The sequence below is a fragment of the Pseudomonas sp. LBUM1643 genome (assembly GCF_059716215.1).
Genome location: NZ_CP166813.1, coordinates 1,419,093 through 1,444,217, shown reverse-complemented (window position 1 = coordinate 1,444,217; position 25,125 = coordinate 1,419,093). Strand labels below are relative to the sequence as shown.

At 59.6% G+C, this 25,125-nt stretch carries 23 protein-coding genes; 11 read left to right on the top strand and 12 right to left on the bottom strand.

Going from position 1 to position 25,125, the window contains the following annotated elements:
* Positions 1 to 76: 76 nt before the first annotated feature.
* The 9 genes from ACA063_RS06420 to ACA063_RS06380 all read right to left on the bottom strand — a co-directional run bounded on the left by ACA063_RS06420 (position 77) and on the right by ACA063_RS06380 (position 9,563).
* Entirely contained in the window at positions 77 to 1,234 is a 1,158-nt protein-coding gene (locus tag ACA063_RS06420) for a phospholipase D-like domain-containing protein (RefSeq protein WP_162438619.1), read from the bottom strand.
* Position 1,235: 1 nt separating this feature from the next.
* Positions 1,236 to 1,826: a YceI family protein gene (locus ACA063_RS06415; RefSeq protein WP_497665196.1), complete on the bottom strand. Its 591-nt coding sequence runs from the start codon at positions 1,824 to 1,826 to the stop codon at positions 1,236 to 1,238.
* A gap of 109 nt (positions 1,827 to 1,935) precedes the next feature.
* Entirely contained in the window at positions 1,936 to 2,706 is a 771-nt protein-coding gene (locus tag ACA063_RS06410; RefSeq protein WP_497665195.1) for an IclR family transcriptional regulator, read from the bottom strand.
* Positions 2,707 to 2,778: 72 nt separating this feature from the next.
* Positions 2,779 to 4,227, bottom strand: coding sequence for an amidase (locus ACA063_RS06405; RefSeq protein WP_497665194.1), 1,449 nt, complete (start codon positions 4,225 to 4,227; stop codon positions 2,779 to 2,781).
* Entirely contained in the window at positions 4,224 to 5,534 is a 1,311-nt protein-coding gene (locus ACA063_RS06400) for a citrate-proton symporter (protein ID WP_497665193.1), read from the bottom strand. The genes ACA063_RS06405 and ACA063_RS06400 overlap by 4 nt, the downstream gene beginning before the upstream one ends.
* Before the next feature lie 81 nt (positions 5,535 to 5,615).
* Entirely contained in the window at positions 5,616 to 6,791 is a 1,176-nt protein-coding gene (locus tag ACA063_RS06395; protein WP_497665192.1) for a M20 aminoacylase family protein, read from the bottom strand.
* 329 nt (positions 6,792 to 7,120) lie between these two features.
* Positions 7,121 to 7,444: an amidase gene (locus ACA063_RS06390; RefSeq protein WP_497665191.1), complete on the bottom strand. Its 324-nt coding sequence runs from the start codon at positions 7,442 to 7,444 to the stop codon at positions 7,121 to 7,123.
* Positions 7,441 to 8,535, bottom strand: a complete 1,095-nt coding sequence (locus ACA063_RS06385; protein WP_497665190.1) for a serine hydrolase domain-containing protein — start codon at positions 8,533 to 8,535, stop codon at positions 7,441 to 7,443. Before ACA063_RS06385 ends, ACA063_RS06390 begins: the two co-directional genes overlap by 4 nt.
* A gap of 146 nt (positions 8,536 to 8,681) precedes the next feature.
* Complete coding sequence (locus tag ACA063_RS06380) at positions 8,682 to 9,563, bottom strand: acyl-CoA dehydrogenase middle domain-containing protein (RefSeq protein WP_497665189.1); 882 nt, start codon at positions 9,561 to 9,563, stop codon at positions 8,682 to 8,684.
* A gap of 154 nt (positions 9,564 to 9,717) precedes the next feature.
* Here ACA063_RS06380 and olsB point away from each other — a divergent pair, with 154 nt between their 5' ends.
* A complete protein-coding gene (olsB, locus tag ACA063_RS06375; RefSeq protein ID WP_497665188.1) occupies positions 9,718 to 10,473 on the top strand; it encodes an L-ornithine N(alpha)-acyltransferase in 756 nt (251 codons plus the stop codon).
* Positions 10,473 to 11,267: a lysophospholipid acyltransferase family protein gene (locus ACA063_RS06370; protein ID WP_497665187.1), complete on the top strand. Its 795-nt coding sequence runs from the start codon at positions 10,473 to 10,475 to the stop codon at positions 11,265 to 11,267. The genes olsB and ACA063_RS06370 overlap by 1 nt, the downstream gene beginning before the upstream one ends.
* 165 nt (positions 11,268 to 11,432) lie before the next feature.
* On the opposite strand, the gene ACA063_RS06365 is transcribed toward ACA063_RS06370, so the two are convergent.
* A complete protein-coding gene (locus ACA063_RS06365) occupies positions 11,433 to 12,011 on the bottom strand; it encodes an acyl carrier protein phosphodiesterase (RefSeq protein WP_497665186.1) in 579 nt (192 codons plus the stop codon).
* A gap of 171 nt (positions 12,012 to 12,182) precedes the next feature.
* Between ACA063_RS06365 and ACA063_RS06360 the strand changes: the two genes are divergently transcribed.
* The 5 genes from ACA063_RS06360 to ACA063_RS06340 all read left to right on the top strand — a co-directional run bounded on the left by ACA063_RS06360 (position 12,183) and on the right by ACA063_RS06340 (position 15,823).
* Positions 12,183 to 12,485, top strand: coding sequence for an ArsR/SmtB family transcription factor (locus tag ACA063_RS06360; protein WP_497665185.1), 303 nt, complete (start codon positions 12,183 to 12,185; stop codon positions 12,483 to 12,485).
* A gap of 34 nt (positions 12,486 to 12,519) precedes the next feature.
* Positions 12,520 to 13,686: an MFS transporter gene (locus ACA063_RS06355; RefSeq protein ID WP_497665184.1), complete on the top strand. Its 1,167-nt coding sequence runs from the start codon at positions 12,520 to 12,522 to the stop codon at positions 13,684 to 13,686.
* 21 nt (positions 13,687 to 13,707) lie between these two features.
* Positions 13,708 to 14,757, top strand: a complete 1,050-nt coding sequence (locus tag ACA063_RS06350; protein WP_497665183.1) for an alkene reductase — start codon at positions 13,708 to 13,710, stop codon at positions 14,755 to 14,757.
* A gap of 359 nt (positions 14,758 to 15,116) precedes the next feature.
* Positions 15,117 to 15,311 (top strand): hypothetical protein, encoded by a 195-nt coding sequence (locus ACA063_RS06345; RefSeq protein WP_497665182.1) that lies wholly within the window; start codon positions 15,117 to 15,119, stop codon positions 15,309 to 15,311.
* Positions 15,312 to 15,439: 128 nt separating this feature from the next.
* Positions 15,440 to 15,823 carry a hypothetical protein gene (locus ACA063_RS06340; protein ID WP_497665181.1) on the top strand — a complete coding sequence of 128 codons (384 nt, stop codon included), beginning with the start codon at positions 15,440 to 15,442 and terminating at the stop codon, positions 15,821 to 15,823.
* Between the two features lie 279 nt (positions 15,824 to 16,102).
* Here ACA063_RS06340 and emhR read toward each other — a convergent pair whose 3' ends face one another.
* Positions 16,103 to 16,735, bottom strand: coding sequence for an efflux system transcriptional repressor EmhR (gene emhR, locus ACA063_RS06335; protein WP_497665180.1), 633 nt, complete (start codon positions 16,733 to 16,735; stop codon positions 16,103 to 16,105).
* 265 nt (positions 16,736 to 17,000) lie between these two features.
* Here emhR and ACA063_RS06330 point away from each other — a divergent pair, with 265 nt between their 5' ends.
* From ACA063_RS06330 to ACA063_RS06315, 4 genes are all read left to right on the top strand, one after another.
* Positions 17,001 to 18,158 carry an efflux RND transporter periplasmic adaptor subunit gene (locus ACA063_RS06330; protein WP_497665179.1) on the top strand — a complete coding sequence of 386 codons (1,158 nt, stop codon included), beginning with the start codon at positions 17,001 to 17,003 and terminating at the stop codon, positions 18,156 to 18,158.
* 3 nt (positions 18,159 to 18,161) lie between these two features.
* Positions 18,162 to 21,311, top strand: coding sequence for an efflux RND transporter permease subunit EmhB (emhB, locus tag ACA063_RS06325; protein ID WP_497665178.1), 3,150 nt, complete (start codon positions 18,162 to 18,164; stop codon positions 21,309 to 21,311).
* Entirely contained in the window at positions 21,308 to 22,768 is a 1,461-nt protein-coding gene (gene emhC, locus ACA063_RS06320) for an efflux RND transporter outer membrane subunit EmhC (protein WP_497665177.1), read from the top strand. The genes emhB and emhC overlap by 4 nt, the downstream gene beginning before the upstream one ends.
* A 505-nt stretch (positions 22,769 to 23,273) precedes the next feature.
* Complete coding sequence (locus ACA063_RS06315; protein ID WP_497665176.1) at positions 23,274 to 24,533, top strand: OprD family porin; 1,260 nt, start codon at positions 23,274 to 23,276, stop codon at positions 24,531 to 24,533.
* A gap of 195 nt (positions 24,534 to 24,728) precedes the next feature.
* Here the strand turns inward: ACA063_RS06315 and pcaC are convergent, their stop codons facing one another.
* Positions 24,729 to 25,121: a 4-carboxymuconolactone decarboxylase gene (pcaC, locus tag ACA063_RS06310; protein WP_008147336.1), complete on the bottom strand. Its 393-nt coding sequence runs from the start codon at positions 25,119 to 25,121 to the stop codon at positions 24,729 to 24,731.
* Between the last annotated feature and the right edge of the window lie 4 nt (positions 25,122 to 25,125).

Below are 25,125 nucleotides of genomic sequence, written 5' to 3'. Positions count from 1 at the left end.
CGACAGCTCCTACAGATGTACACATTCCCCTGTAGGAGCTGTCGAGTGAAACGAGGCTGCGATCTTTTGATCTTGCCTATCCCCGCCGATCCAGCAGATTCACCACCAGCCGATCCACCCATCCCCAGATCCTTTGCTTGACCCGCCGCCACAGCGGCCGGCGTTGCCATGCCTCCAGGCTCACCTCCTGGCTCAACGCAAAATCCTTCTCGAAGCTCGCCGCCACTGCCCGGGTCAGGCCAGGATCAAGCGCCTCAAGGTTGGCTTCCAGATTGAAACGCAGGTTCCAGTGATCGAAATTGCACGAGCCGATGCTGACCCAATCGTCGATCAAGACCATTTTCAGGTGCAGGAAACACGGCTGATATTCGAAGATTTTCACCCCCGCCTTGAGCAGGCGCGGGTAATAACGATGGCCGGCGTAACGGACCGATGGATGATCGGTACGCGGCCCGGTGAGCAACAGGCGCACATCAATCCCTCGTGATGCGGCGCGGCGCAGTGAGCGACGGACTTTCCAGGTCGGCAGGAAATACGGCGTGGCCAGCCAGATCCGTTTCTGCCCGCTGTTCAGCGCGCGAACCAGCGACTGCAGGATATCGCGGTGCTGGCGGGCGTCGGCGTACGCCACCCGGCCCATGCCCTCGCCCGTGGACGGTATGCGCGGCAGTCGCGGCAAACCGAAATGCGAGGCGGGCTTCCAGGCACGACGATGGCGGTTGGCGATCCACTGGCGGTCGAACAGCAGTTGCCAGTCGATTACCAGGGGGCCGGTGATTTCCACCATCACTTCGTGCCACTCGCTGACATCTTCGCCCGGCGTCCAGAACTCATCGGTGACCCCCGTGCCCCCGACTACCGCCAGGCTCTGGTCCACCAGCAACAGCTTGCGGTGATCGCGATAGAAATTGCCCACCCAGCGCCGCCAGCTCAAACGGTTGTAGAAACGCAGCTCTACGCCCGCCGCCATCAATCGCTGCCGCAGGGTCAGGGTGAAGGCAAGGCTGCCGTAATCATCGAACAGACAACGCACGCGCACGCCACGCTCGGCGGCCTGGATCAACGCTTGCACCATGGCCTCGGCGCACGCGCCCGCCTCGACCAGGTACAGCTCGAGTTCGACCTGCTCCTCGGCGCGGGCAATTGCCACCAGCATTCGCGGAAAGAACTGCGGGCCGTCGATCAGCAGTTCGAAGCTGTTGCCTTCACGCCAGGGAAAGATCGCGCCGGCCATGTCAGCGCGCCGTGAAAATCAGTACCGCACCCACCGGCACCGACAGACTGATCGCCGACAATCCGGCGACGTTGCGCAACCGTTCCAGACCGGGTGCCAGGTCGAAGTCTTCGGCATTGATCACCAAAGGCTCGAGCGTCACCACCTGGAAACGTCGATCATCGAGACGGGTCGCCAGCAGCTCGGCGTTGTACTGGTGGGTTTTACCGTGAAGATTGACCGTCACTGGCAAGCGCAATTCAAGTTGTGCACCAGGCGCGAGATCGTTGATCGGGCGCAGATCGATTTGCGCGGTGATCAACGCTTCGGGAAACGTCTGAATCTCGAACAGGTCCTTGCGCATGCGCTCGTCGCGCAACGGTATGCCGCTGTTCACCGACTCCAGCTCGACTTCCACCTCGGCCAGGCCTTTGGGATCAACCTTGCCGTGCAGCACCAGAAAGCGCTGCACTTCGGAAATGTGGGCATTTTTGGTGCTGATGAACGACAACCGCGAGGACTCGCCATCGAGGTACCAGTTGGCCTGGGCCGACAGCGTGGTGCCGGCCAGCAGGACAAAAGCGAGGTGTTTAGAGAGGGACCGCGTGAACATAGGGACTCGTGGGCAGATAAACCTGAACGAACCTTAACCGCCCACGAAACAAATGCAAACTTGTAGCCGCTGCCGAAGCCTGCGTTGGCTCCTACAGGGGGTGTGTATTTCAGGCTAATGCGTATTGTACATCGCCGATGGTGGCCGCCAGGCTGCTGAGGTGCAGGCTTAGCACTCGCTCTACGGGGGCCTGATCCATCGGCCAGTGCAGCGCCATGCTGCCGACCAGTCGGCCATCGGCATGGATCGGCAGTGCCACCGCCCGAATCAGGAACGGCAGGCGCACCGGGTATTCCCAGTAACCTTCGGTGCGCTGTCCAAAGCCTTGGTGCAACACCTGCTCACTGGCTCTGAACAGGGTCTCGTCGGTTAACTGCTCACGACCGGCCAGGCGTTCCACTTCATGGGTTTCCAGCTCACCCAGGCACGCCCGCCCCATGGCCGAATGAAACAGGCTGGCATGCTGACCGACGATCTGGCAGTTATTCGGATAGCGCTTGCGCAGCACCGAGGGGATGGCGCTTTCCATGACCTCCACGCGGTCGCCGTCGAAGCTCGACAAGTCGGCCACCAACCCGGTGCGCTCGCTCAACTCGAGCAACAGCGGCGCAGCGCTTTCCACCAGGCGCCGCTTGAACCGCTGCTGGCTGTCGCCAAACAGGCGCTTGGCGCACAGCCGATAACGCCGGTCGCTCAAGCCGCGATAGAGCCAGCCTTGCTCCTGCAAGGTGAGCAACATGCGCGACACCGTGGCCTTGGGCAGCGACGTCAGATAATGCAACTCCTCCAGCCCCAATGCCTGATGCTCGCCCAGCAACTCGACAATCGCCAAGGCGCGCTCGACGGAACGTACGCTGCCGGTTTCTGCCTTGCTGTCCATGTATTCGACCTCCTGGAATAGTCCGGATGGATGATCGCTTTATGCAGCAAGATGCGGGCCCGCTTGGCGCGTTCAGGCATTTTTCAAACAGTCCGGCGGCCGGCGCATGACCCATTGGGTCAGTTGCTCATGGGCATACGCCAGTTGCAACACCGCCAGGTCAGCCTGGGCCGGGCCAATGATTTGCAGGCCCATGGGCAACCCTGACGGATTGAAACCGACCGGCACGTTCATGCTGGGTAACCCGGCCAGGGTCGGGCCGATCACCACCTCCATCCAGCGATGATAAGTGTCCATGGTCTGCCCACCGACGACGCGCGGCCAAGGGGTTTGCGCATCAAAAGGGAACACTTGGGCGGTGGGCAACAGCAGAAAGTCGTAACGTTCGAACAATGAGTTCAACGCCCGGTACCAGTCGCTGCGACTGGCCGATGCCTGGTAAACATCCGCCGCCGTCAGCCGCAACCCGCCTTCGATTTCCCATTGCGCCTCGGGTTTGAGCAGGTCGCGTTTTTGCGGGTCGGCGTACAACGCGCCGAGGCTGCCTTGTACCAACCAGTGCCGATGCACCAGCCAGGTTTGCCACAAGCGCTCCATGGAGAAATCCGGCAGACAGGCTTCAACCTTGCAACCCAGTGCAGTGAAATCCTCCAGCGCCGATTCGCACAGGGTCAATACGCCATTTTCCATCGGCAGATAACCGTTGTAGTCACCCAACCAGCCAATCCTCACGTCGCCGAAATCTTTCGCCAAGGGTTCGGCAAAAATCTGCGGGTTCTGCGTGAGCGACAACGGCACGCGCGTGTCGTAACCGGCCTGCGTACTCAACAAACGGGCAACATCGGTGACGCTGCGGCCCATCGGCCCTTCGGTGGCCAGTTGCTGGACGAACACGTCCGGCGCCGGACCATGGGGCACGCGGCCCTGGGATGGTCGGAAACCAAAAACGTTATTGAACGCCGCCGGGTTGCGCAGCGAACCCATCATGTCGCTGCCGTCGGCTACCGGCAGCATGCGCAATGCCAGCGCCACCGCCGCCCCACCGCTGCTACCGCCAGCAATCAGCGTCGGGTCGTAGGCGTTTGTAGTGGTGCCGAACACGCTGTTGTAAGTCTGCGAGCCGAGACCGAATTCCGGGACGTTGGTCTTGCCTATGATGATCGCCCCACAGTCGCGAACCCGCGCCACGCTGATGGCGTCGTTCTGCGGGACGTGCTCGGCAAACAGCGGCGAGCCCATGGTCGTGCGCACACCCGCGGTGGCCGCCAGGTCCTTGACCGCTTGCGGCATGCCGTGCATCCAGCCACGGGACTGGCCCCGGTCCAGCTCGTGGTCGCAGCCGTCGGCTTCGGCCAGCAATGCCTCGGCCGGGCGCAGCGAGACCAGCGCATTGACCTGTGGATTGAAACGCTCGATCTGCGCCAGGTATGCCTGCATCACTTCCCGACAGGACACCTGCCGGGCGTGAATCGCTTGGGACAACGCATCGGCGTCCATTTCAGCAATCGGGTTGATGCTCAAGGTTTCACCTCAAGGTTAAGCGCAGCGGATCTAAGGGTGCGTGGTGCTTCATGCATGCAGTAAGTGCCCAACAGCGTCAGCACACAAGCGAACAGTACGTAGAAGGCTGGCGCCACGGGTGTCGCCAGAACCTTGCTGAGCCAGGTGACGATCAGTGGGGCGAACCCGCCGAAAACCATGACCGCGACGTTGTAGGCCACCGACACCCCGGTGGAGCGCACTTCGATGGGAAACTGCTCGGCCAGCGCCGTCGGCGCCGGACCATAGAAGCCGCCGATCGCGCTGCATAACAAGAGTTGCATCACCAGCAGACGCTCCACCGACGGCGCCGCCGCCACCCAGACATACAGTGGATAAACCATCAGAAAAAACGCCAACGTAAACGCCATCAACACCGGGCGTCGACCGAGCCGGTCCGACAGCGCACCGGACAAAGGAATGACCACAGTCATCACCGCGACGGCAAGCATCTGCACCAACAGCACCTGATCCAACGGCAGGCCGAGGCTCTTGTGGGCGAAGGTCGGCATGTTGACCAGCACCACGTAAAACGACACCGTTGCGCCGCAGGCCAGACCCATCGACACCAGAATGCTGCGCCGATGCTCGCGGAGCACTTGCAGCAAACTCGGGCTCGCGCCTTTGGCCTGTTTACGCGCTTCAAGAAACTCTTCCGGTTCCTCCATGTGCTTGCGAATCCACAAGCCCACCGGGCCGATCAGCAAACCGATCATGAACGGTATCCGCCAGCCCCAACTGTCCAGCGCCTCGGGGGACAAAAGGTGCGTGAACAATGCCACCATCCCCGCCCCGGAAAACACCGCCAGACATTGCCCGACCAATTGCCATGAACCGTACAAGCCCTTCCTGTGTGCCGGCGCACTCTCCACCAGGAACGCCGTGGCACTGGCGTATTCACCGCCCGTGGCGAAGCCTTGCAGCATCCGGGCAACCACGATCAACAGCGGCGCGCCCATACCGATGGCGGCGTAATTCGGCGCGAAGGCGATCAGCGCGATGGACACCGTCATCAGGCGGATGATCATTTGCATCGCCGCTTTGCGTCCTTTGCGGTCGGAATACATGCCCAACAAAATCCCGCCCACGGGGCGCATGAAAAACCCGACGCCAAACGTCGCCAGTGCCATCAGCAGGGACGCGTATTCGTCCTCCGACGGAAAAAACTGCCGCGCAATAATGCTCGCCAGAAAGCCGTAAACAATGAAGTCATACCATTCCAGGGCATTGCCGATAACGGCCGCGACCACCTGACGGGTGCGCGAAACGCCTGTGCTCGAAGTCTGCATGGGGAACTCTCCAAAAACCTTTTGGGTGATAGCGGGCGCAACCAGGCGCACCTGATCCAGCGGCAGTAGAAAGTCAGATCGTCAGGCGGACTTGAGCCAGCTCTCGGTCAGCGCGCCCCAATACGCCGCGCCGGTCAGCAGGATGTCGTCGTTGAAGTCGTAGCGGGGGTTGTGGACCATTGGCCGCGAAACGCCGTTACCGATGAACAGGTAAGCGCCGGGGCAGCGTTGCAACATCCAGGCGAAGTCTTCGCTGCCCATGAGTTTTGGCGTGTTGCCGTCCACGGCGTCCGCACCGAGCAGCTCGACACCGACCTGCCGGGCGAACTCGGTTTCGGCGGCGTGGTTGACCAACACCGGGTAGGCCGGGCGATGTTCGATGTGCGAGCTGCAGCCGAAACTGCGGGCCTGGGATTCGATGATCGCGCACACTCTTTCAAGCGTCAGCTCACGCACCTCTGCGTTCAGCGCGCGCAGGCTCAAGCGCAGGATTGCCTGCTGCGGTATGACGTTGGCCGCCTCACCGGCCTGCAATGCACCGACCGTCACCACCGCCGCTTGCTGCGCATCGATATTGCGCGCAACCACGGTTTGCAGGGCCATGACCACACTGGCCGCTGCCACCAGCGGGTCGACCGACAGATGCGGCATGGAACCGTGCCCGCCGACACCTTCGATGATGACGGTCAGCAAATCCTGCGAGGCCATCATCGGTCCTTCGCGAAAACCCAAGTGACCGGCCGACAGCCCCGGCATGTTGTGCATGCCAAACAGCGCATCGCAAGGAAAGCGTTCCAAAAGGCCATCGGCGAGCATCGCTTCGGCGCCGCCCTGGCCTTCTTCGGCGGGCTGGAAAATCAAGGTCAAAGTGCCGTCGAACTGACGGGTCGCCGCCAGGTAACGCGCCGCACCCAACAGCATCGTGGTGTGGCCGTCATGACCACAAGCGTGCATGCAACCCTGATGGCGGCTGCTGTAAGCCGCGCCGGTATTCTCGACGATCGGCAAGGCGTCCATGTCGGCCCGCAACCCCAGTTTGCGTGAACTGCTGCCGTTGCGCAGGACGCCGACTACACCGGTCTTGCCGACGCCGGTATGCACCTCGTAACCCCATTCGGTGAGGGATTTTGCCACCAGCGCCGAGGTACGATTTTCTTCGAAACCGAGTTCGGGGTGCGCGTGGATGTCTTGGCGGGTGGCGTGCAGGTCGCTGGCGACGTCGCTAAGCCAGGCAAAGATGTGCTGATGTCGGGTCATGAAAATCTTCCTCGGGCCGGGTGTATTCCCGTTCTTTTTGTTCGCTGCAATTTCGCGACACATCAAGGCAGGTCGCGCTCACCGCCAGATAACCGCGAGTCGCGCGTGAGGACAATCGAATGTGGTTCCACTGCGTGGAACCTGATTAGCAAAACCCCTGTGTCACACCTGGCGCAGCAACCCTGTAGCAGCTGGCGAAGCCTGCGTTCGGCGGCGAAGCCGTCGTAAAACCAGGCGCTGCGGAGTTTCAGGTAGACCTATGTGGCCGGATTGGCGACGGCTTCGCCGCCGAACGCAGGCTTCGCCAGCTGCTACAGAGATGGCGGTGTTCAGGGGTTGAGTTGGCAACCTTGGCGGTCGCTGATCCACGCCGCACTGTTGCTGCGCCCCATGCCGCTGATGGTCACGCGCTTCCTGGCGGTGTCATCGATAAAGCCACTGGTGGGCAGCCACTGCTTCACATAACTGTGGCAATACTCGGCGTCGTTGTTGATAACGTAGCGGCACGAGCAATATTCCTTGGCGGTGTAAGCGCTGATGATGTCCGGGAACGCCCACAGCGCTACACGCTCCTGCCAGATCCAGCCGAGCAAGGCGAGCAGCAGGACCAGAAAGAACGCGCTGAATGGTCGGCGGCGAATGAAGTTGTTCATGGCTGCACCTTCTCGGCAAAGGCCTTGAGCGCGAGCTTGAGCAATTCGTTGTGTTGATAACTGCCATCACGATCATCGCCGTAACGCACGATCACTAGGTTTTCACTGGGAATCACGTACATCGCCTGGCCCCAATGGCCCAGTGCGGCGAAGGTATCGGCGGGTGCATCGGGCCAGGGTTGTGCGGCGCCCTCCACCCCGCGATTGAGCCACCAATGACCACCGGGCACAGCCTCGTCCTGATGGGCGTGATAGCGGGCGAATGGTTCGCGGTTGAAGGCGACCCAGTCCTTGGGCAGCAGTTGCCGCTCGCCCCAACGACCGTTGCGGGCCATCAACAGGCCCACTCGCGCCAGGTCCCGAGCCGTGAGATAGGCATAGGAGGAGGCGACGAAGGTGCCGGCAGCATCGGTTTCCCACACGGCGTGACGAATGCCAAGCGGCTCGAACAAGGCTGTCCATGGATAGTCCGGGTAGCGTGCCGGACTGACGATGTTTTTCAGTGCGGCAGACAACAGGTTGCTGTCGCCGCTGGAGTAACGAAACGCCTGACCGGGTCTGGCATACGGGTCATGGTTGGCGGTGAACGCGGCCATGTCAGCGTGACCACGTGTATAGAGCATCGCCACCACCGAAGACTTCAGCGGCGCATATTCATAGTCTTCCTGCCAGTCCAGGCCTGAAGCCCAGTGCAGCAGGTCGGCCAGGGTCAGGTCCGGGTGCTTGTTCAGCGCGGGATAGAATTTCAGCGCCGGGTCCTGGAGCCGGAACAGGCCCTCGCCATAGGCCACACCAAAGACCGTGGCCATCAGGCTTTTGCTGATGGACCAGGTCAGGTGCGGGGTCTCGGCGGTAGTCGGCGCAGCGTAGCGCTCGTAGATCAATTGACCGTCGCGGATCACCAGCAAGGCGTCGGTGCGGATACCTTTTCGAGTGACGTCATCGCGCGATGGGAAGGCGTAGGCCTCCAAGGCTTGAAGTGCCGGGCCGGTGATGGTCGGGCCGGTCGACCATTGCTCGGCGGGCCAGTTTTCTGCGTGGGCCGAGAAGCTAAACAAGAATATGAAAAACAGGAACAAGCCTTTGAACATAATTAGGGGCTCGACAGGAAGGCCTGGAGAGCCTAGTCGAGCTTCATGACATTCACTCGGTCCTTGTAGGAGCTGCCGCAGGCTGCGATCTTTTGATCTTGAACTTCAAACAATCAAGATCAAAAGATCGCAGCCTGCGGCAGCTCCTACAGGGCGGTGTTCAGGGCTTTGGCCAACCGCCTCTCCCGAGCCCCCGCCGCCAAGTCCATCACCGCCTGATCCCTCTGCCACATCGCCGCCCAGTGCTGCGGACCACCTTTCAGGGCCTGATGCACCTCAGTCTTGAGCCCGTCGAACTGCGCAAACAACCCGCCCAGCAACACATGCCCGGCGGTGTTGTTCGGTGCCTGGCGGCTGACTTCCGCGCACCCGGCCAGTTGCGCCAGCAAACGCAGTTGCAGCGTTTGCGGCCAGTCACTGTCTTGCCCAACACCCAACAGCCATGCCGTCATGGCACTCAGCACGTAGACATCCTCCAGGGTGCGGAAGGGTTTGACGTAGGCGTCCCAGCCATCCCCCGCCAGCAATTCGCACTGGGCGTTATCGAGAAATAGCCGGCCATGACTGATGTCCGGCATCAACGCGATTGCCGGGAGTTTTTCCAGGCGCACACCTGGCTCACCGGGATAGACCACCGCCAGACTCAAGCGCGGTTCGTCGCCAGGTTGCTCGCTGCGCGCGGCGATCAACAGCCAGTCAGCGGCATCGCCTGCGGTGACGAAATCCTTGCGCCCGCTCACGCGCAAGTCGGTCAATCGAGTCTGCATGTCTGCCGCCCGAAGTCTGCGCTGCTCGGTCGCGCAAAACGCACCCAGGCTCAGCGGCGCGCTCGGCCAGAGCATGCGTAACGCTGCTTGATAGCCCACCAGAAACGCCAATCCCGGTGTCGCCATCAACCGACCGCCCGCCACTGCCAATTCAAACGGCGTGACGGCACCCAGCTGATGCAACAAGGTCGCGAAACCTTCCGCCAGGTCCGGATTGGCGGGCACGCGGTCACGACGGTTCAACAGGTTTTGCCAGGGCATGGGAGGTTCCTCATGGGCTGTCATATAAGCATCACCAAAGCTTAATGGCGATGACACCGGGGCTACATAGCCTGACTTTGCACAACACGGCTGCATAAAGAAAGTCGATCGACTGCCACCCAAGACGGGTGCCCAGCCCGCACGGAGATTCGCAATGACTCAGATCGCCCGTATCCGCGACACCGGCAACGAACGCCGACTGCATGCCGAACGCCTGGTAGGCGCCGAGGCGTTGCTGGAAGCCCAGGCTTTGCGCTTCAACGTCTTCAGCGGCGAATTCAACGCCAAGTTGAAGGGCGCCGAGCGGGGTCTGGACATGGATGACTACGACGTTCACTGCGCTCACATCGGCGTGCGCGATCTGAATACCGGACGTCTGGTGGCGACCACGCGGTTGCTCGATCACCAGGCCGCCAGCAGCCTGGGCAAGTTCTACAGCGAAGAAGAATTCAGCCTGCACGGCCTGGTTCACTTGCAGGGACCGATTCTGGAAATCGGTCGCACTTGCGTCGACCCGGCCTACCGCAACGGCGGCACCATCGCCGTACTCTGGGGTGAATTGGCCGAAGTGCTGAATCAGGGCGGTTACAGCTACCTGATGGGCTGCGCCAGCATCCCGATGCAGGACGGTGGCATTCAGGCCCACGCCATCATGCAGCGCCTGCGCGAGCGTTACCTGTGCACCGAACACTTGCGGGCCGAGCCGAAGAAACCGCTGCCGGTTCTGGACCTCCCGTCCAACGTCATCGCCGAAATGCCACCACTGCTCAAGGCCTACATGCGCCTGGGCGCGAAGATCTGCGGCGAACCGTGCTGGGATGAAGATTTCCAGGTCGCCGACGTGTTTATCCTGCTCAAGCGCGATGAGCTGTGCCCGCGTTATGCCAAGCACTTCAAGGCGGCCATGTGATGAGTCGTTTGCGGGTGTACGCGCGGATTGCGCGAGTGCTGATCGTGGTGACACTGGGCTTGACCATGGCCGGCGTGTTCGGTCTGTTCGAGCGGCTGGGGATCGCTCATTCGATGGTCCGCCGGCAACGCTGGTCGCGGTTTTTCATGGCACGACTGAGCAATGCCCTGCCCTTTCGCGTGACCGTCCACGGCGAACTGCCTGAAGCACCGATGCTGTGGGTCAGCAACCACGTTTCCTGGACCGATATTCCGCTGCTGGGAATGCTCACGCCGATGTCGTTCCTGTCCAAAGCCGAAGTGCGCACCTGGCCGGTGGCAGGCTGGTTGGCGGCGAAGGCCGGGAGCCTGTTTATCCGTCGTGGATCGGGCGACAGCCAATTGATCCGCAAACAGATGACCCGACACTTGCAGCACGCGCATCCGCTGCTGATGTTTCCGGAAGGCACCACCACCGATGGCCGTTCGTTGCGCACCTTCCATGGTCGCTTGCTGTCAGCGGCGATTGATTCCGAAGTGAAGCTGCAACCGCTAGCGATCCGGTATTTGCGCGATGGCGAACTCGACACCTTGGCGCCGTTCATTGGTGATGATGATTTGCTCTCGCACCTGATGCGCTTGTTTGCCAATGATCGGGGAGATGTGGAGATTCATTTGCTCAAGCCGATCGCCTGCGAAGGACGGGAACGCGCAGCGCTGGCGTTTGAAGCGCAGCAGGCGGTGCAGAAGGCGTTGTTTGGTGAAGTGATGAAACCGGCAGAACCGCGTCGTGCGGGCGAGCTAATCGCCGCCTGACCCCATACCCACTGGACAACAAAAACCGTGGCGAGGGAGCTTGCTCCCGCTGGGTCGCGAAGCGCCCCCCCTCTTTTACCTGAGAAGCAGGGGACTGCTGCGCAGCCCAGCGGGAGCAAGCTCCCTCGCCACAGGTAGCGTGTGGCGTTAGCTTTTACAGTAGGTTTATGTTGAAGGATAATTACGCGCAAAATCCTGCAGCTGCGGATAAAACAAGCGGAAATCTTCGCTCAACGGCTCATACAACACCCGCAACTCCTGCATCGCCCCCGCCAGCTCCTCGGGCCGGGTCAACCGGCGCGAGATCCCTCGCAACACCTGCTCCAGCACATCAAATTCCCGGTAAGAACCCAACCAGTCGTGCGCCATCATGTGCGGGGCAATTTTTGCCAGTCGCTCCGGCAATTGTGACTCGGCGGACAGCACGCGATACACATTGGAGGTGAATTGCGTCAGCGGTCGGTCGGCATACAGCGTCCAGTCCCGCGCCAGGCAATGGTCGAAAAACACGTCGAGGACGATCCCGGCGTAGCGCCTGCGTGTCACGGAAAACCGCGACAACGAGACATCCACCAAAGGATGGCGATCGGTATAAACGTCGATGCTGCGATGCAGCTGGATAGCCGCTTCAACCTCGGGCTCAAACTGCCCTTGCAGCCGACCTTTGACGAAATCGCCATACAGGCTGCCGAGCAATTGACCGGGGCGCTGGCCACCGAGATGCAGATGTGCGAGATAATTCATGACGAGCAGCTTAGCACTGCGCACTTGTGTCGTTACACCCAACGTATCGTTATAACCCGATATAGCGAATTATGCGGTCTTCAGACCAAAATCATATTTGTGTATCGCGAAATAGCGATTTAAAGTTCGCCTCATCGCGATATAGCGTTTTACTCATCACGAGCCCACACCATGACCCTCAATCTCGACGAAATAATAAAAGCCCTGGCACACCCAGTACGGCGAGAAATCCTGCACTGGCTCAAAGACCCTACCGTCGAATTTCCCGACCAGTCCCACAGCAACGAGCATGGCGTCTGCGCCGGTCAGATCGATCAACGGTGCGGCTTGTCGCAATCTACCGTATCTGCCCACCTGGCGGTCCTGCAACGCGCCGGCCTGATCAGCAGCCGAAAAGTCGGCCAATGGCACTTCTTCAAACGTAACGAGGAAACCATTCAGGCGTTCCTCAGCACCTTCAGCAAAGAGCTCTGACCCTTAACGTCAGCAAGCCGACAAGGAATCAACGATGCCCCTCTCGCTCCTTATTCTGGCCTTGAGCGCCTTCGCCATCGGCACCACCGAGTTCGTCATCATGGGCCTGCTGCCTGATGTGGCGGCGGACCTCGGCGTCTCGATCCCCAGCGCAGGCTGGCTGGTGACCGGTTACGCCCTCGGCGTGGCCATCGGTGCACCGTTCATGGCACTGGCCACCGCGAAATTACCGCGCAAGGCCGCCCTGGTGGCGTTGATGGGCATTTTCATCATCGGCAATCTGCTGTGTGCATTGGCCAGTGACTACAACGTACTGATGTTTGCCCGTGTGGTGACGGCCCTCTGCCACGGTGCATTCTTCGGCATCGGTTCGGTCGTGGCGGCCAATCTAGTGCCTGCCAACAAGCGCGCGTCGGCCGTGGCGTTGATGTTCACCGGCCTGACGCTGGCCAACGTACTGGGCGTTCCTCTGGGCACCGCACTCGGTCAGGAAGCCGGCTGGCGCTCGACCTTCTGGGCCGTCACGGTCATCGGGGTCATCGCCTTGATCGGTCTGATCCGCTTTCTGCCAGCCAAGCGCGATGAAGAGAAACTCGACATGCGCGCCGAGCTGCGCGCCCTCAAAGGCGCCGGCATCTGGCTGTCCTTGAGCATGACCGCATTGTTCGCAGCCTCGATGTTCACCCTCTTCACTTACATCGCTCCGCTGCTCGGCGACGTCACCGGCATCTCGCCAAAAGGCGTGACCTGGACCCTGCTGCTGATCGGCCTGGGCCTGACCGTAGGCAACATCATCGGCGGCAAACTGGCCGACAAACGCCTGGCGGCCACTTTGATCGGTGTCTTCATCTCGATGGCTGTCATATCGACTGTATTGACCTGGACCAGCGTTGCGGTAATCCCGACCGAAATCACCTTGTTCCTCTGGGCCACCGCTTCGTTCGCTGCCGTGCCCGCGCTGCAAATCAACGTAGTGACCTTCGGCAAGGCAGCGCCAAACCTGGTCTCGACCCTGAACATCGGCGCATTCAACGTCGGCAACGCCTTGGGCGCCTGGGTCGGTGGCAGCGTCATCGCCAACGGTTTCGGCCTGACCAGCGTGCCACTGGCGGCCGCCGCATTGGCAGTACTCGCCCTGCTGGTGACCCTGATTACTTTCCGTCAGAGCGGCAATGCCGAGCTGGCCCCTGCTACCCACTAATTTTTTACGAGGTTGTATTTCATGACGACAATTTTCGATCCGATCAAACTGGGCGACATCGAGTTGGCCAACCGCATCATCATGGCCCCGCTGACCCGTTGCCGCGCCGACGAAGGCCGAGTACCCAACGCGCTGATGGCCGAATACTACGTCCAGCGCGCCTCGGCTGGCCTGATCCTCAGCGAGGCCACTTCGGTTACCCCAATAGGCGTCGGTTACCCGGATACACCAGGCATCTGGTCCAACGATCAGGTACGTGGCTGGAGCAATGTAACCAAAGCGATCCACGGCGCCGGTGGCAAAATTTTCCTGCAGCTGTGGCACGTTGGCCGGATCTCCCATGAGATGTATTTGAACGGCGAAACCCCAGTCGCACCGAGCGCGATCCAGCCCAAAGGCCACGTCAGCCTGGTTCGCCCAATGGCTGATTACCCGACCCCGCGCGCTCTGGAAACCGCTGAAATCGCCGACATCGTCGATGCCTACCGCACCGGTGCCGAAAACGCCAAGGCCGCTGGTTTCGACGGCGTGGAAATTCACGGCGCCAACGGCTACCTGCTCGACCAGTTCCTGCAAAGCAGCACCAACCAGCGCACCGACCACTACGGTGGCTCCCTGGAAAACCGTGCTCGCCTGCTGCTGGAAGTCACCGACGCGGCCATCGAAGTTTGGGGCGCTGGCCGCGTGGGCGTGCACCTGTCACCTCGCGCCGACCTGCATGACATGGGTGACGACAACCTCGCCGAGACTTTCACCTACGTCGCCCGTGAACTGGGCAAGCGCGGCATCGCCTTTATCTGCTCCCGCGAGAAAGAAGGCGCCGACAGCCTGGGCCCACAATTGAAAGAAGCCTTCGGCGGTCCTTACATCGTCAACGAAAGCTTCACCAAGGAAAGCGCAAACGCCTGGTTGGCCAGCGGCAAGGCCGACGCCGTTGCATTCGGTGTTCCGTTCATTGCCAACCCGGATTTGCCAGCACGTCTGAAAGCGGATGCGCCACTTAATGAGGCCCGTCCGGAACTGTTCTATGCCAAGGGGCCCGTTGGTTATATCGATTATCCAATAATGTAAATTGCCAAGAACACAAAAAAGCCTCGCCTCGAAAGAGACGGGGCTTTTTTATATTGAATAATTATCCACCCAGTTAACCCTCAGCAAAGCGTTACCGCTACAACCGTTGGATCACCCCATTAATAAAGCCACGGTATTAAAATCAATAGCTAAGCCATTGAGTAAACCTTGAGGCTGACAACAAATGGGCAGCCTTTAAATACCGAACAGATCGAAAAACCCTCTCATCAAAACGATTTGACTTAGACGACAACAACGTCGTCTATTATGTCTACCGAAGCCGTTAAAGCCCGGTACACAACACCGTTGCACAGTTGTGTAAATACTAACCCTTCACTACTTATTCAAAAGGAATTGATATGAGCAACGAAAACACGAAGGATTTTCCGCACGCCAGCCTGACAGCGGAAAACGATGACTTTAAAGTCCCGGCAGACGTTTCCTCCGAAAAGCATCCACTCAAGGGCCAGGAAAATCTGCACAAGAAAAAAACTGGCAATGTAAAGAAGGCGCTGGACGATGAGCACTGCTGCTGGCCGCCCGAGTTACATTAATCCATAGAGCCAAACCAGAAAAACTTCATTCGCCAACCACAAGCCCGTTTCGAAAGAGCGGGCTTCCAGCCTTACAGAAGATGAAACACAGAACGCGTACGCGTTTTAACAGTACAAGGAAGTACTCCATGGATACCACAGGAAAAAATACACTGACGGCGACCCTGATCATTATCAATTGTTCGCCCTCTATTTTCTGGCGCGACGATCTTACAGCCGAGCCGCCAACCGAAGGATTCCCCTCCAAATTACTGCCTGACAGTCGGACCGTACTGACGCTGAAGGGGAACCCGCAATTGCCGCAAGACATCAACATCGACTACGACATAAAAAAATCGTCTTCAGCGCCCAAGCGGTCTACACCAATTACAGGCAGGCGTTTCGTTTACGGACGGCCTTTTTGTATTGCTGGCGCAGAAGGCTTGGATCGCGGGCACCGGCAACCGATTTTTTCTGGGAACACGACGCGTACTCCGTCGGGCAAACGCAGGTGTGTACTTTCTCGGAATTGACGGGCAAAAGTAGCGTTTACCCCTACCCCTATTGCATGACAGCCAACATTGGGTAACGAGCCCTGTGCTTTCACCTTTGTTGATGCAATCGCCACGAAGATCAGTGGGTTCCGCACCCCGGTTTTACGTGCGCGATACAAAAACCCTACAAAATACGTAGCACTCGACCTGTCAACTTGGCAAGCGCACGTATATAAAAGCCCCCAATTTCGCAAGGTACGGAAATTTATCTTTACCGCCCCTGCCTTGACACAACCAGCAGCAATTACGCATTTTGTTTCATTTGCGCAGGCTGGGACTCAAGCGCAGCATTTCCAACCCTGTATCGGCCCAACGCTCGGCTTCGATATGCAGTTCAAAACTGTCCGGCGTGAGCAGCCACTGATACAGGATGCCATCGATATAAGCATGCAGACTGATGGCGGCACGGGCGGTGTCGAGATTTTCCGGCAATTGCCCGCGATTCACTGCATTACGCAAGGCGAGTCCGATCCGCACGTTGCAGTCCAGGCTGGCGGCCTGGCGCTGCTGGCGCAGGTCGCACATTTCATCGGTGAATTCGCATTTATGAAACAGGATTTCATTGATGCGTCGGGTTTTCGGGTCCAGAGCAACTTGATGAAACAAATGAATCAGCAGCTTGCGCATGCAGCCCAGCGGGTCGAGTTCGTCCTCGCTTTCACTGGCTTTGGCCATTTCATCCAGCGGTTCATGCAAGGTATCGAGCATGGCCTGCACCAGATCGGCCTTATTGCTGAAATGCCAGTAGATGGCCCCGCGCGTGACGCCGGCCAGGGTTGCGATGTCGGCCAGGGTCGTGCGCGCCACGCCTCGCTCAAAAAAGGCTTTCTCTGCCGCTTCGAGTATCTGGCTACGCGTTTCCTGGGCTTCCTCTTTGGTACGACGGACCATGGCAGTACAACCTCAATCAGGATGCTTCAACGGTGTCTGAATATCCGCTGAATAAAAATGCAGCGAGCGCTCTTGGGACTCGTCTACGGCCTACAATTCGAACCTTCTGGCGGCATTTGTAACTGGATGAGTACACAGCCAAGGTATTTACAAACAACCATGAACGTAAGTATATTACTTAGCAAGCTACTTATCCACTCAGCGCACATTTTTTACTTTCCACATTTTCTTGTGCGCAATTTGCGCGCCTGACCCGAGGATTTTCATGCAATTCAAGCCAGCTGTTACCGCTCTGGTCACTGCCGTCGCCCTCGCATCGCTACTCAGCGGATGTAAAAAGGAAGAGGCGCCACCGGCCGCACCACCTCCTCAGGTCGGCGTCGTGACTCTGCAACCGCAAGCTTTCACCCTGACTTCCGAGCTTCCGGGCCGCACCAGTGCGTACCGAATTGCCGAAGTTCGCCCTCAGGTCAACGGCATCATTCTCAAGCGACTGTTCAAGGAAGGCGGCGACGTCAAGGCCGGCCAGCAGCTGTATCAGATCGATCCGGCAGTCTATGAAGCTACGCTGAAAAGCGCCCAAGCCAACCTGCAACAAACCAAGTCGATCGCTGACCGTTACAAGCTACTGGTCAACGAGCAGGCCGTGAGCCGTCAGGAATACGACACGGCCGTCGCCAACCGGATGCAATCCGAAGCGGCGCTGCAGACCGCGCAGATTAATGTTCGCTACACCAAAGTGTATGCACCTCTGTCCGGTCGCATCGGTCGCTCCAACGTGACCGAAGGCGCCCTGGTCACCAGTGGCCAGGTCGACGCCATGGCGGTGATCCAGCAACTCGATCCGATCTATGTCGACGTGACCCAGTCTTCCGTCGAGTTGCTTGAGCTGCGCCGCGAGCTGGAAAGCGGTCGCCTGCAAAAGGCGGGCGACACCGCCGCCGCCGTCAAACTGACCCTCGAAGACGGCAGCCAATACAAGCTGGAAGGCAAACTCGAGTTCTCCGAAGTCTCGGTTGACCAGACCACCGGTTCCGTCACCCTGCGCGCGGTATTCCCGAACCCTGATCACACGCTGCTGCCGGGTATGTTCGTGCACGCACAGCTGCAGGCTGGTGTGAACAGCGCCGCCATTCTGGCTCCGCAACAAGGCGTGACCCGTGACCTCAAAGGCACGCCGACCGCGCTGGTCGTCGGGCCGGACAACAAGGTTGAGCTGCGCCAACTCAAGGCCAGTCGCACGGTGGGTAGCCAATGGTTGATCGAAGATGGCCTCAAGGCCGGCGATCGCCTGATCACCGAAGGGCTGCAATTCGTCAAACCAGGCGTTGAAGTCAAGCCGACTGAAGCGACTAACGTAGGCACCAAGAACCCGGTCCCCGCACAGGCAGCTGATAAGGCTTCCAGCGGCAAAGGGGAGTAACCCATGTCGAAATTTTTTATCGACCGTCCGATTTTCGCCTGGGTAATTGCCCTGGTGATCATGCTGGTCGGGGCACTATCGATCCTCAAACTGCCGATCAATCAATACCCGAGCATTGCGCCACCGGCCATTGCGATCCAGGTAACGTACCCTGGCGCTTCTGCACAAACCGTGCAGGACACCGTGGTGCAAGTGATCGAGCAACAGCTCAACGGTATCGATAACCTGCGTTATGTCTCCTCGGAAAGTAACTCCGACGGCAGCATGACCATTACCGCGACCTTCGAGCAGGGCACCAACTCCGATACCGCGCAGGTTCAGGTCCAGAACAAACTGAACCTGGCCACCCCGCTGCTGCCGCAAGAAGTGCAGCAACAGGGAATCCGCGTGACCAAGGCAGTGAAAAACTTCCTGTTGGTCATCGGCGTGGTGTCGCGCGACGGCAGCATGACCAAGGACGACCTGTCCAACTACATCGTGTCGAACATGCAGGACCCGATCTCCCGGACCGCCGGTGTCGGTGACTTCCAGGTCTTCGGTTCGCAGTACGCGATGCGGGTCTGGCTCGACCCGGCCAAGTTGAACAACTTCAACCTGACCCCGGTGGACGTCAAAGCCGCCATTGCTGCACAGAACATCCAGGTGTCCTCCGGGCAACTGGGCGGCCTGCCTGCGGCGCCTGGCCAGCAGTTGAACGCCACCATCATCGGCAAGACCCGCCTGCAGACTGCCGAGCAGTTCAACAAGATCCTGCTCAAGGTCAACAAGGACGGTTCGCAAGTGCGCCTGTCGGACGTCGCTGACGTCGGCCTGGGCGGTGAGAACTACAGCATCAATGCCCAGTTCAACGGCGCACCGGCTTCCGGTCTGGCGGTAAAACTGGCCAACGGTGCCAACGCCCTCGACACCGCAAAAGCACTGCGCAACACCATCGACACGCTCAAGCCGTTCTTCCCGCAAGGCATGGAAGTGGTGTTCCCGTACGACACGACGCCAGTCGTGACCGAGTCGATCAAGGGTGTGGTTGAAACCCTGGTCGAAGCGATCGTGCTGGTGTTCCTGGTGATGTTCCTGTTCCTGCAAAACTTCCGCGCCACCGTCATCACCACGATGACTGTACCGGTTGTATTGCTCGGTACGTTCGGGATCCTTGCGGCCTTTGGTTTCAGCATCAACACCCTGACCATGTTCGGTATGGTTCTCGCCATCGGCTTGCTGGTGGATGACGCCATCGTCGTGGTGGAGAACGTCGAGCGGGTCATGAGCGAAGAAGGCCTTTCACCCAAGGAGGCCACCAAGAAATCCATGGGGCAGATCCAGGGTGCACTGGTCGGTATTGCCCTGGTTCTGTCGGCGGTACTGCTGCCGATGGCGTTCTTCAGCGGCTCCACGGGCGTGATCTACAAACAGTTCTCGATCACCATCGTATCGGCCATGGCCTTGTCGGTGCTGGTTGCCCTGATCTTCACCCCGGCGCTGTGCGCCACCATGCTCAAGGCCATTCCGAAAGGCGAGCACGGCACCCCGAAACGCGGCTTCTTCGGCTGGTTCAACCGCAGCTTCGATCGCGGCGTGAAAAGCTACGAACGCGGCGTGGGCAACATGCTCACGCACAAGGCACCGTACTTGCTGGCGTACCTGATCATCGTGGTCGGCATGATCTGGCTGTTCACCCGCATCCCGACGGCGTTCCTGCCGGAAGAGGACCAAGGTGTACTGTTTGCCCAGGTGCAGACCCCGGCCGGCTCAAGTGCCGAGCGGACCCAGGTGGTGATCGACGAGATGCGCTCCTACCTGCTGGATAAAGAATCCAGTGCAGTCGCCTCGGTGTTCACGGTCAACGGCTTCAACTTTGCCGGTCGTGGCCAGAGCTCGGGCCTTGCGTTCATCATGCTCAAGCCGTGGGGCGAAAGGGATGCGGAAAACAGCGTGTTCAAACTCGCCGCCCGCGCCCAGCAACACTTCTTCAGCTTCCGCGATGCCATGGTGTTTGCCTTCGCACCGCCAGCGGTACTTGAATTGGGTAACGCCACCGGTTTCGACGTGTTCCTGCAAGACCGTGCCGGTATCGGTCACGAGAAGCTGATGGAGGCGCGCAACCAGTTCCTTGGCATGGCGGCCCAGAGCAAAGTGCTCTATCAGGTACGTCCAAACGGACTGAACGACGAACCGCAGTACCAACTGGAAATCGATGACGAAAAGGCCAGTGCCCTGGGCATTACCCTCACCGACATCAACAGCACCCTTTCGATTGCCTTGGGCAGTAGCTACGTCAACGACTTCATCGACCGTGGTCGCGTGAAGAAGGTGTACGTGCAAGGTCAGCCAAACTCGCGGATGAGCCCGGAAGACATCAAGAAGTGGTACGTACGCAACGCTGAAGGAACCATGGTGCCCTTCTCGGCTTTTGCCAAGGGTCAGTGGATCTACGGTGCTCCGAAGCTGTCGCGTTACAACGGTGTGGAAGCGATGGAAATCCTCGGTTCTCCGGCTCCGGGCTACTCCACCGGTGAAGCCATGGCTGAAGTCGAAGCGCTGGCGAAGAAACTGCCGGCGGGTGTCGGTATTTCCTGGACCGGCCTGTCGTATGAAGAACGGCTGTCCGGCTCCCAGGCTCCAGCGTTGTACGCGTTGTCGCTGCTGATGGTGTTCCTGTGCCTGGCGGCGTTGTATGAGAGCTGGTCGATCCCGATCGCAGTGATGTTGGTGGTGCCATTGGGGATCATCGGTGCGCTGCTAGCGACCAGCCTGCGGGGCCTGTCCAACGACGTTTACTTCCAGGTGGGCCTGTTGACGACCATCGGTCTGGCGGCGAAAAACGCCATCCTGATCGTGGAATTCGCCAAGGAACTGCATGAACAGGGCAAGAGCCTGCGCGATGCCGCGATCGAAGCCTGCCGCATGCGTTTGCGCCCGATCATCATGACCTCCCTGGCCTTCGTTCTGGGTGTGGTTCCACTGGCGATTTCCACGGGTGCAGGTTCAGGTAGCCAACACGCCATCGGTACCGGGGTTATTGGCGGTATGATCACGGCCACGGTCCTGGCAATTTTCTGGGTACCCCTGTTCTTCGTCACCGTGTCGTCCATCGGTCAGCGCAAAAAAACCGATGAAGATGACGCAATCGAAACTCCTAAAGAGGCTGGCCAATGAGCAAGTCGCTACTCTCCCTAGCCGTTGCCGCGTTCGTGCTCAGTGGCTGCTCGCTGATACCTGATTATCAGCAGCCCGCTGCACCGGTCCCGAGCGAATTCCCGCAGGGCCCGGCGTACTCGCCGGCCCAGGCGCCGAATCAGGCCGCTGCCGAACAAGGCTGGAAGCAGTTTTTCCATGATCCGGCACTGCAACAGCTGATCCAGGTCGCTCTGGAAAACAACCGGGACCTGCGTGTCGCAGCCCTGAATATCGATGCCTTCGCGGCGCAGTACCGCATTCAGCGTGCGGACCTGTTCCCGGCCGTTTCGGCCAATGGCACCGGCAGCCGCCAGCGTGTTCCGGCGGACGCTTCGCAAACGGGTGAAGCAGGCATTGTCAGCTCGTACTCGGCCACGGTCGGCATCAGCGCCTATGAACTCGACCTGTTCGGTCGGGTTCGCAGCCTGAGCGAACAAGCCCTGCAGCAGTACTTCGCGACCGAAGAAGGCCGTCGTAGCACTCAGATCAGCCTTGTGGGCAGCGTGGCCAATGCCTACCTGACCTGGCAGGCGGACAAAGAACTGCTCAAGGTGACCCAGGACACCCTCGGCGCGTTCCAGGAGAGCTACAAGCTCACCGCTCGCAGTAACGAAGTGGGTGTAGCCTCGGCACTGGACCTCGCTCAGTCGCGCACCTCGGTGGAAAACGCCCGTGCCCAACTGGCGAAGTACACCCGTCAGGTCGCTCAGGATGAAAACAGCCTGGTGCTGCTGCTCGGTACCGGTATCCCGGCCAACCTGCAAGCCGCCAAGCCGCTGTCTGATGACTTGTTGAGCGACGTACCGCCTGGCTTGCCGTCGGACTTGCTGCAACGTCGTCCGGACATCCTGCAAGCCGAGTACAACCTCAAGGCTGCCAACGCCAACATCGGCGCTGCACGGGCTGCGTTCTTCCCGAGCATCAGCCTGACCGCTAACGCCGGTTCCCTGAGCCCGGACCTTTCGGGTCTGTTCAAGGGCGGGTCGGGAACCTGGTTGTTCCAGCCGCAAATCAATTTGCCGATCTTCAATGCCGGCAGCCTGCGCGCCAGCCTGGATTACTCGAAAATCCAGAAAGACATCGGCGTGGCGAACTACGAGAAGTCCATTCAAACGGCCTTCCAGGAAGTCGCTGACGGCCTGGCCGCCCGCCAGACCTACACCGAGCAACTGAAGGCCCAGCGTGATTTCGTCACCGCCAACCAGGACTACTACCGTCTGGCCGAGCGTCGTTATCGCATTGGCGTCGACAGCAACCTGACCTTCCTCGATGCCCAGCGCCAGCTGTTCAGTGCCCAACAGGTATTGATCACCGACCGTCTGGCGCAACTGGTCAATGCGGTCAATCTGTACAAGGCACTGGGCGGTGGCTGGAATGAGCAGACGGCCAGGAACGAGCCGTTGAAAGAAGAAGCGCCGAAGATGAAGTTGTTCTGATAGCGCTGTGAGTCAACTTGAAGCCCACCTCTTGGTGGGCTTTTTGTTGGCGACGGAAAAGGTGTGTTGTTCGTTATGGCCCATCGCCAGCAGGCTAGCTCCCACAGGGAACCGGGTTTCTGCAGGAAGAAGGGTGTGCTGTTCTTTATGACCCCATCGCCAGCAGGCTGGCTCCCCCACGGAACCGGGTTTCTGCAGAAAGAATGGAGTTCAATGTGGGAGCTAGCCTGCTAGCGATGAGGCCAGCCCCTACACAAAAAAACCCAAAACCATGTTGCGTTCGATAATCGCCCAAAACCTGCTTTTAAGAATTGAACCATCCAGTACATTCCCCGCACCATTCTGCGCACAAGACAAATAACATCAGGTTCTACTTCATGCCCCCGCGCCCTGCCCTGTCCGGCTGATCCCGTTCGTTTTTGTCCTGATTTCCGATGGTTGTCTGCAACCCCAAAGGTCGCGGCATTACCCGTTTCATCCCCAAGAATTAGAGAGACCCGAGCCCATGACGCCTTCCTCCGCGCAGTACTTCGTTCCCAGTCTGATTGTCGTCGCCCTGGCCAGCGCGGCCCTTCCAGCCCAGGCTGAAGATGCAGGTTTTGTCGAAGACGCCAAGGTCAACCTGAACCTGCGCAACTTCTACATCAATCGCAACTTCACCAACCCGACCAAGGCCCAGGGCAAGGCTGAGGAGTGGACGCAGAGTTTCATCCTCGACGCGAAATCCGGTTTCACCCAGGGCACGATCGGGTTTGGTATGGATGTGCTGGGGCTGTACTCGGTGAAGCTCGACGGAGGCAAGGGCACCGGTGGAACGCAGTTGTTGCCGCTGGACCATGATGGTCGTCCGGCAGACAATTTCGGTCGCACCAATGTCGCGTTCAAGGCAAAACTGTCTCAGACCGAAGTGAAGGTCGGCGAATGGATGCCGGTGCTGCCGATCCTGCGTTCGGACGACGGGCGCTCCCTGCCGCAAACCTTCCGTGGGGGCCAGATCACCTCGAAGGAAATCAACGGACTGACGCTTTATGGTGGCCAGTTCCGCGCCAACAGCCCGCGAGATGACAGCAGCATGAGCGACATGTCGATGACCGGCAAAGCGGGCTTCACTTCCGACCGCTTCAACTTCCAGGGCGGCGAGTACGTTTTCAACGAGAAGCGCACCCAGATCGCGCTGTGGAACGCCGAACTCAAGGACATCTACAGCCAGCAATTCGTCAACCTGATCCACAGCCAGCCCTTCGGTGACTGGACCTTGGGCGCCAATCTGGGGTTCTTTTACGGCAAGGAAGACGGGAGCGCCCGGGCCGGCGATCTGGATAACAAGACCTGGTCTGGCCTGTTCTCGGCCAAATACGGAGGCAACACCTTCTACGTCGGTGTGCAGAAGCTGACCGGCGACAGCGCCTGGATGCGCGTCAACGGCACCAGCGGCGGTACGTTGGCCAACGACAGCTACAACGCCAGCTACGACAACGCCCAGGAAAAATCCTGGCAACTGCGCCATGACTACAACTTCGTTGCCCTCGGCGTTCCCGGCCTGACCCTGATGAATCGCTACATCAGCGGCGACAACGTGCACACCGGCACAGTGACCGACGGCAAGGAATGGGGGCGCGAAAGCGAATTGGGCTACACCGTACAAAGCGGCGCATTGAAGGATTTAAACGTGAAATGGCGCAACTCGACCATGCGCCGGGACTACAGCGACAACGAGTTTGATGAGAACCGCGTGATCGTCAGCTACCCGATCAGCCTGTTGTAAACCTGTAGGAGCAAGGCTTGCTCGCGAAGAGGCTGTGTCAGTCGATATTTAATGCGCCTGGCAGACCGCTATCGCGAGCAGGCTCGCTCCCACATTGCTCCGGTGTGATAGAAAATTTCGCGTTCACTGGAGATCCCCTGTGGGAGCGAGCCTGCTCGCGATGGCGTCAGTTCATTCCACAAAAAATCCCGATGATCACTCCCGCGATTCAACCCCCAACTCGTCCCACACCGATTCCGCCAAATGGAACGTCGCATTTGCCGCCGGGATACCGCAGTAGATCGCGCTCTGCATGATCACTTCCTTGATCTCGCCACGGGTCACGCCGTTGTTGGCGGCGGCACGCAGGTGCAGCTTCAGTTCTTCGTTGCGGTTCATGCCGATCAGCATGGCGATGGTGATCAGGCTGCGGGTGTGACGCGGCAGGCCCGGACGGGTCCAGATGTCACCCCAGGCGTGGCGGGTGATCATTTCCTGAAACTCCGAGTTGAACTCGGTCAGGGCGTTCAGGCTGCGGTCGACATGGGCGTCGCCCAGTACCGCACGACGGACCTTCAGGCCCTCGTCGTAACGTTGTTTCTCGTCCACAACC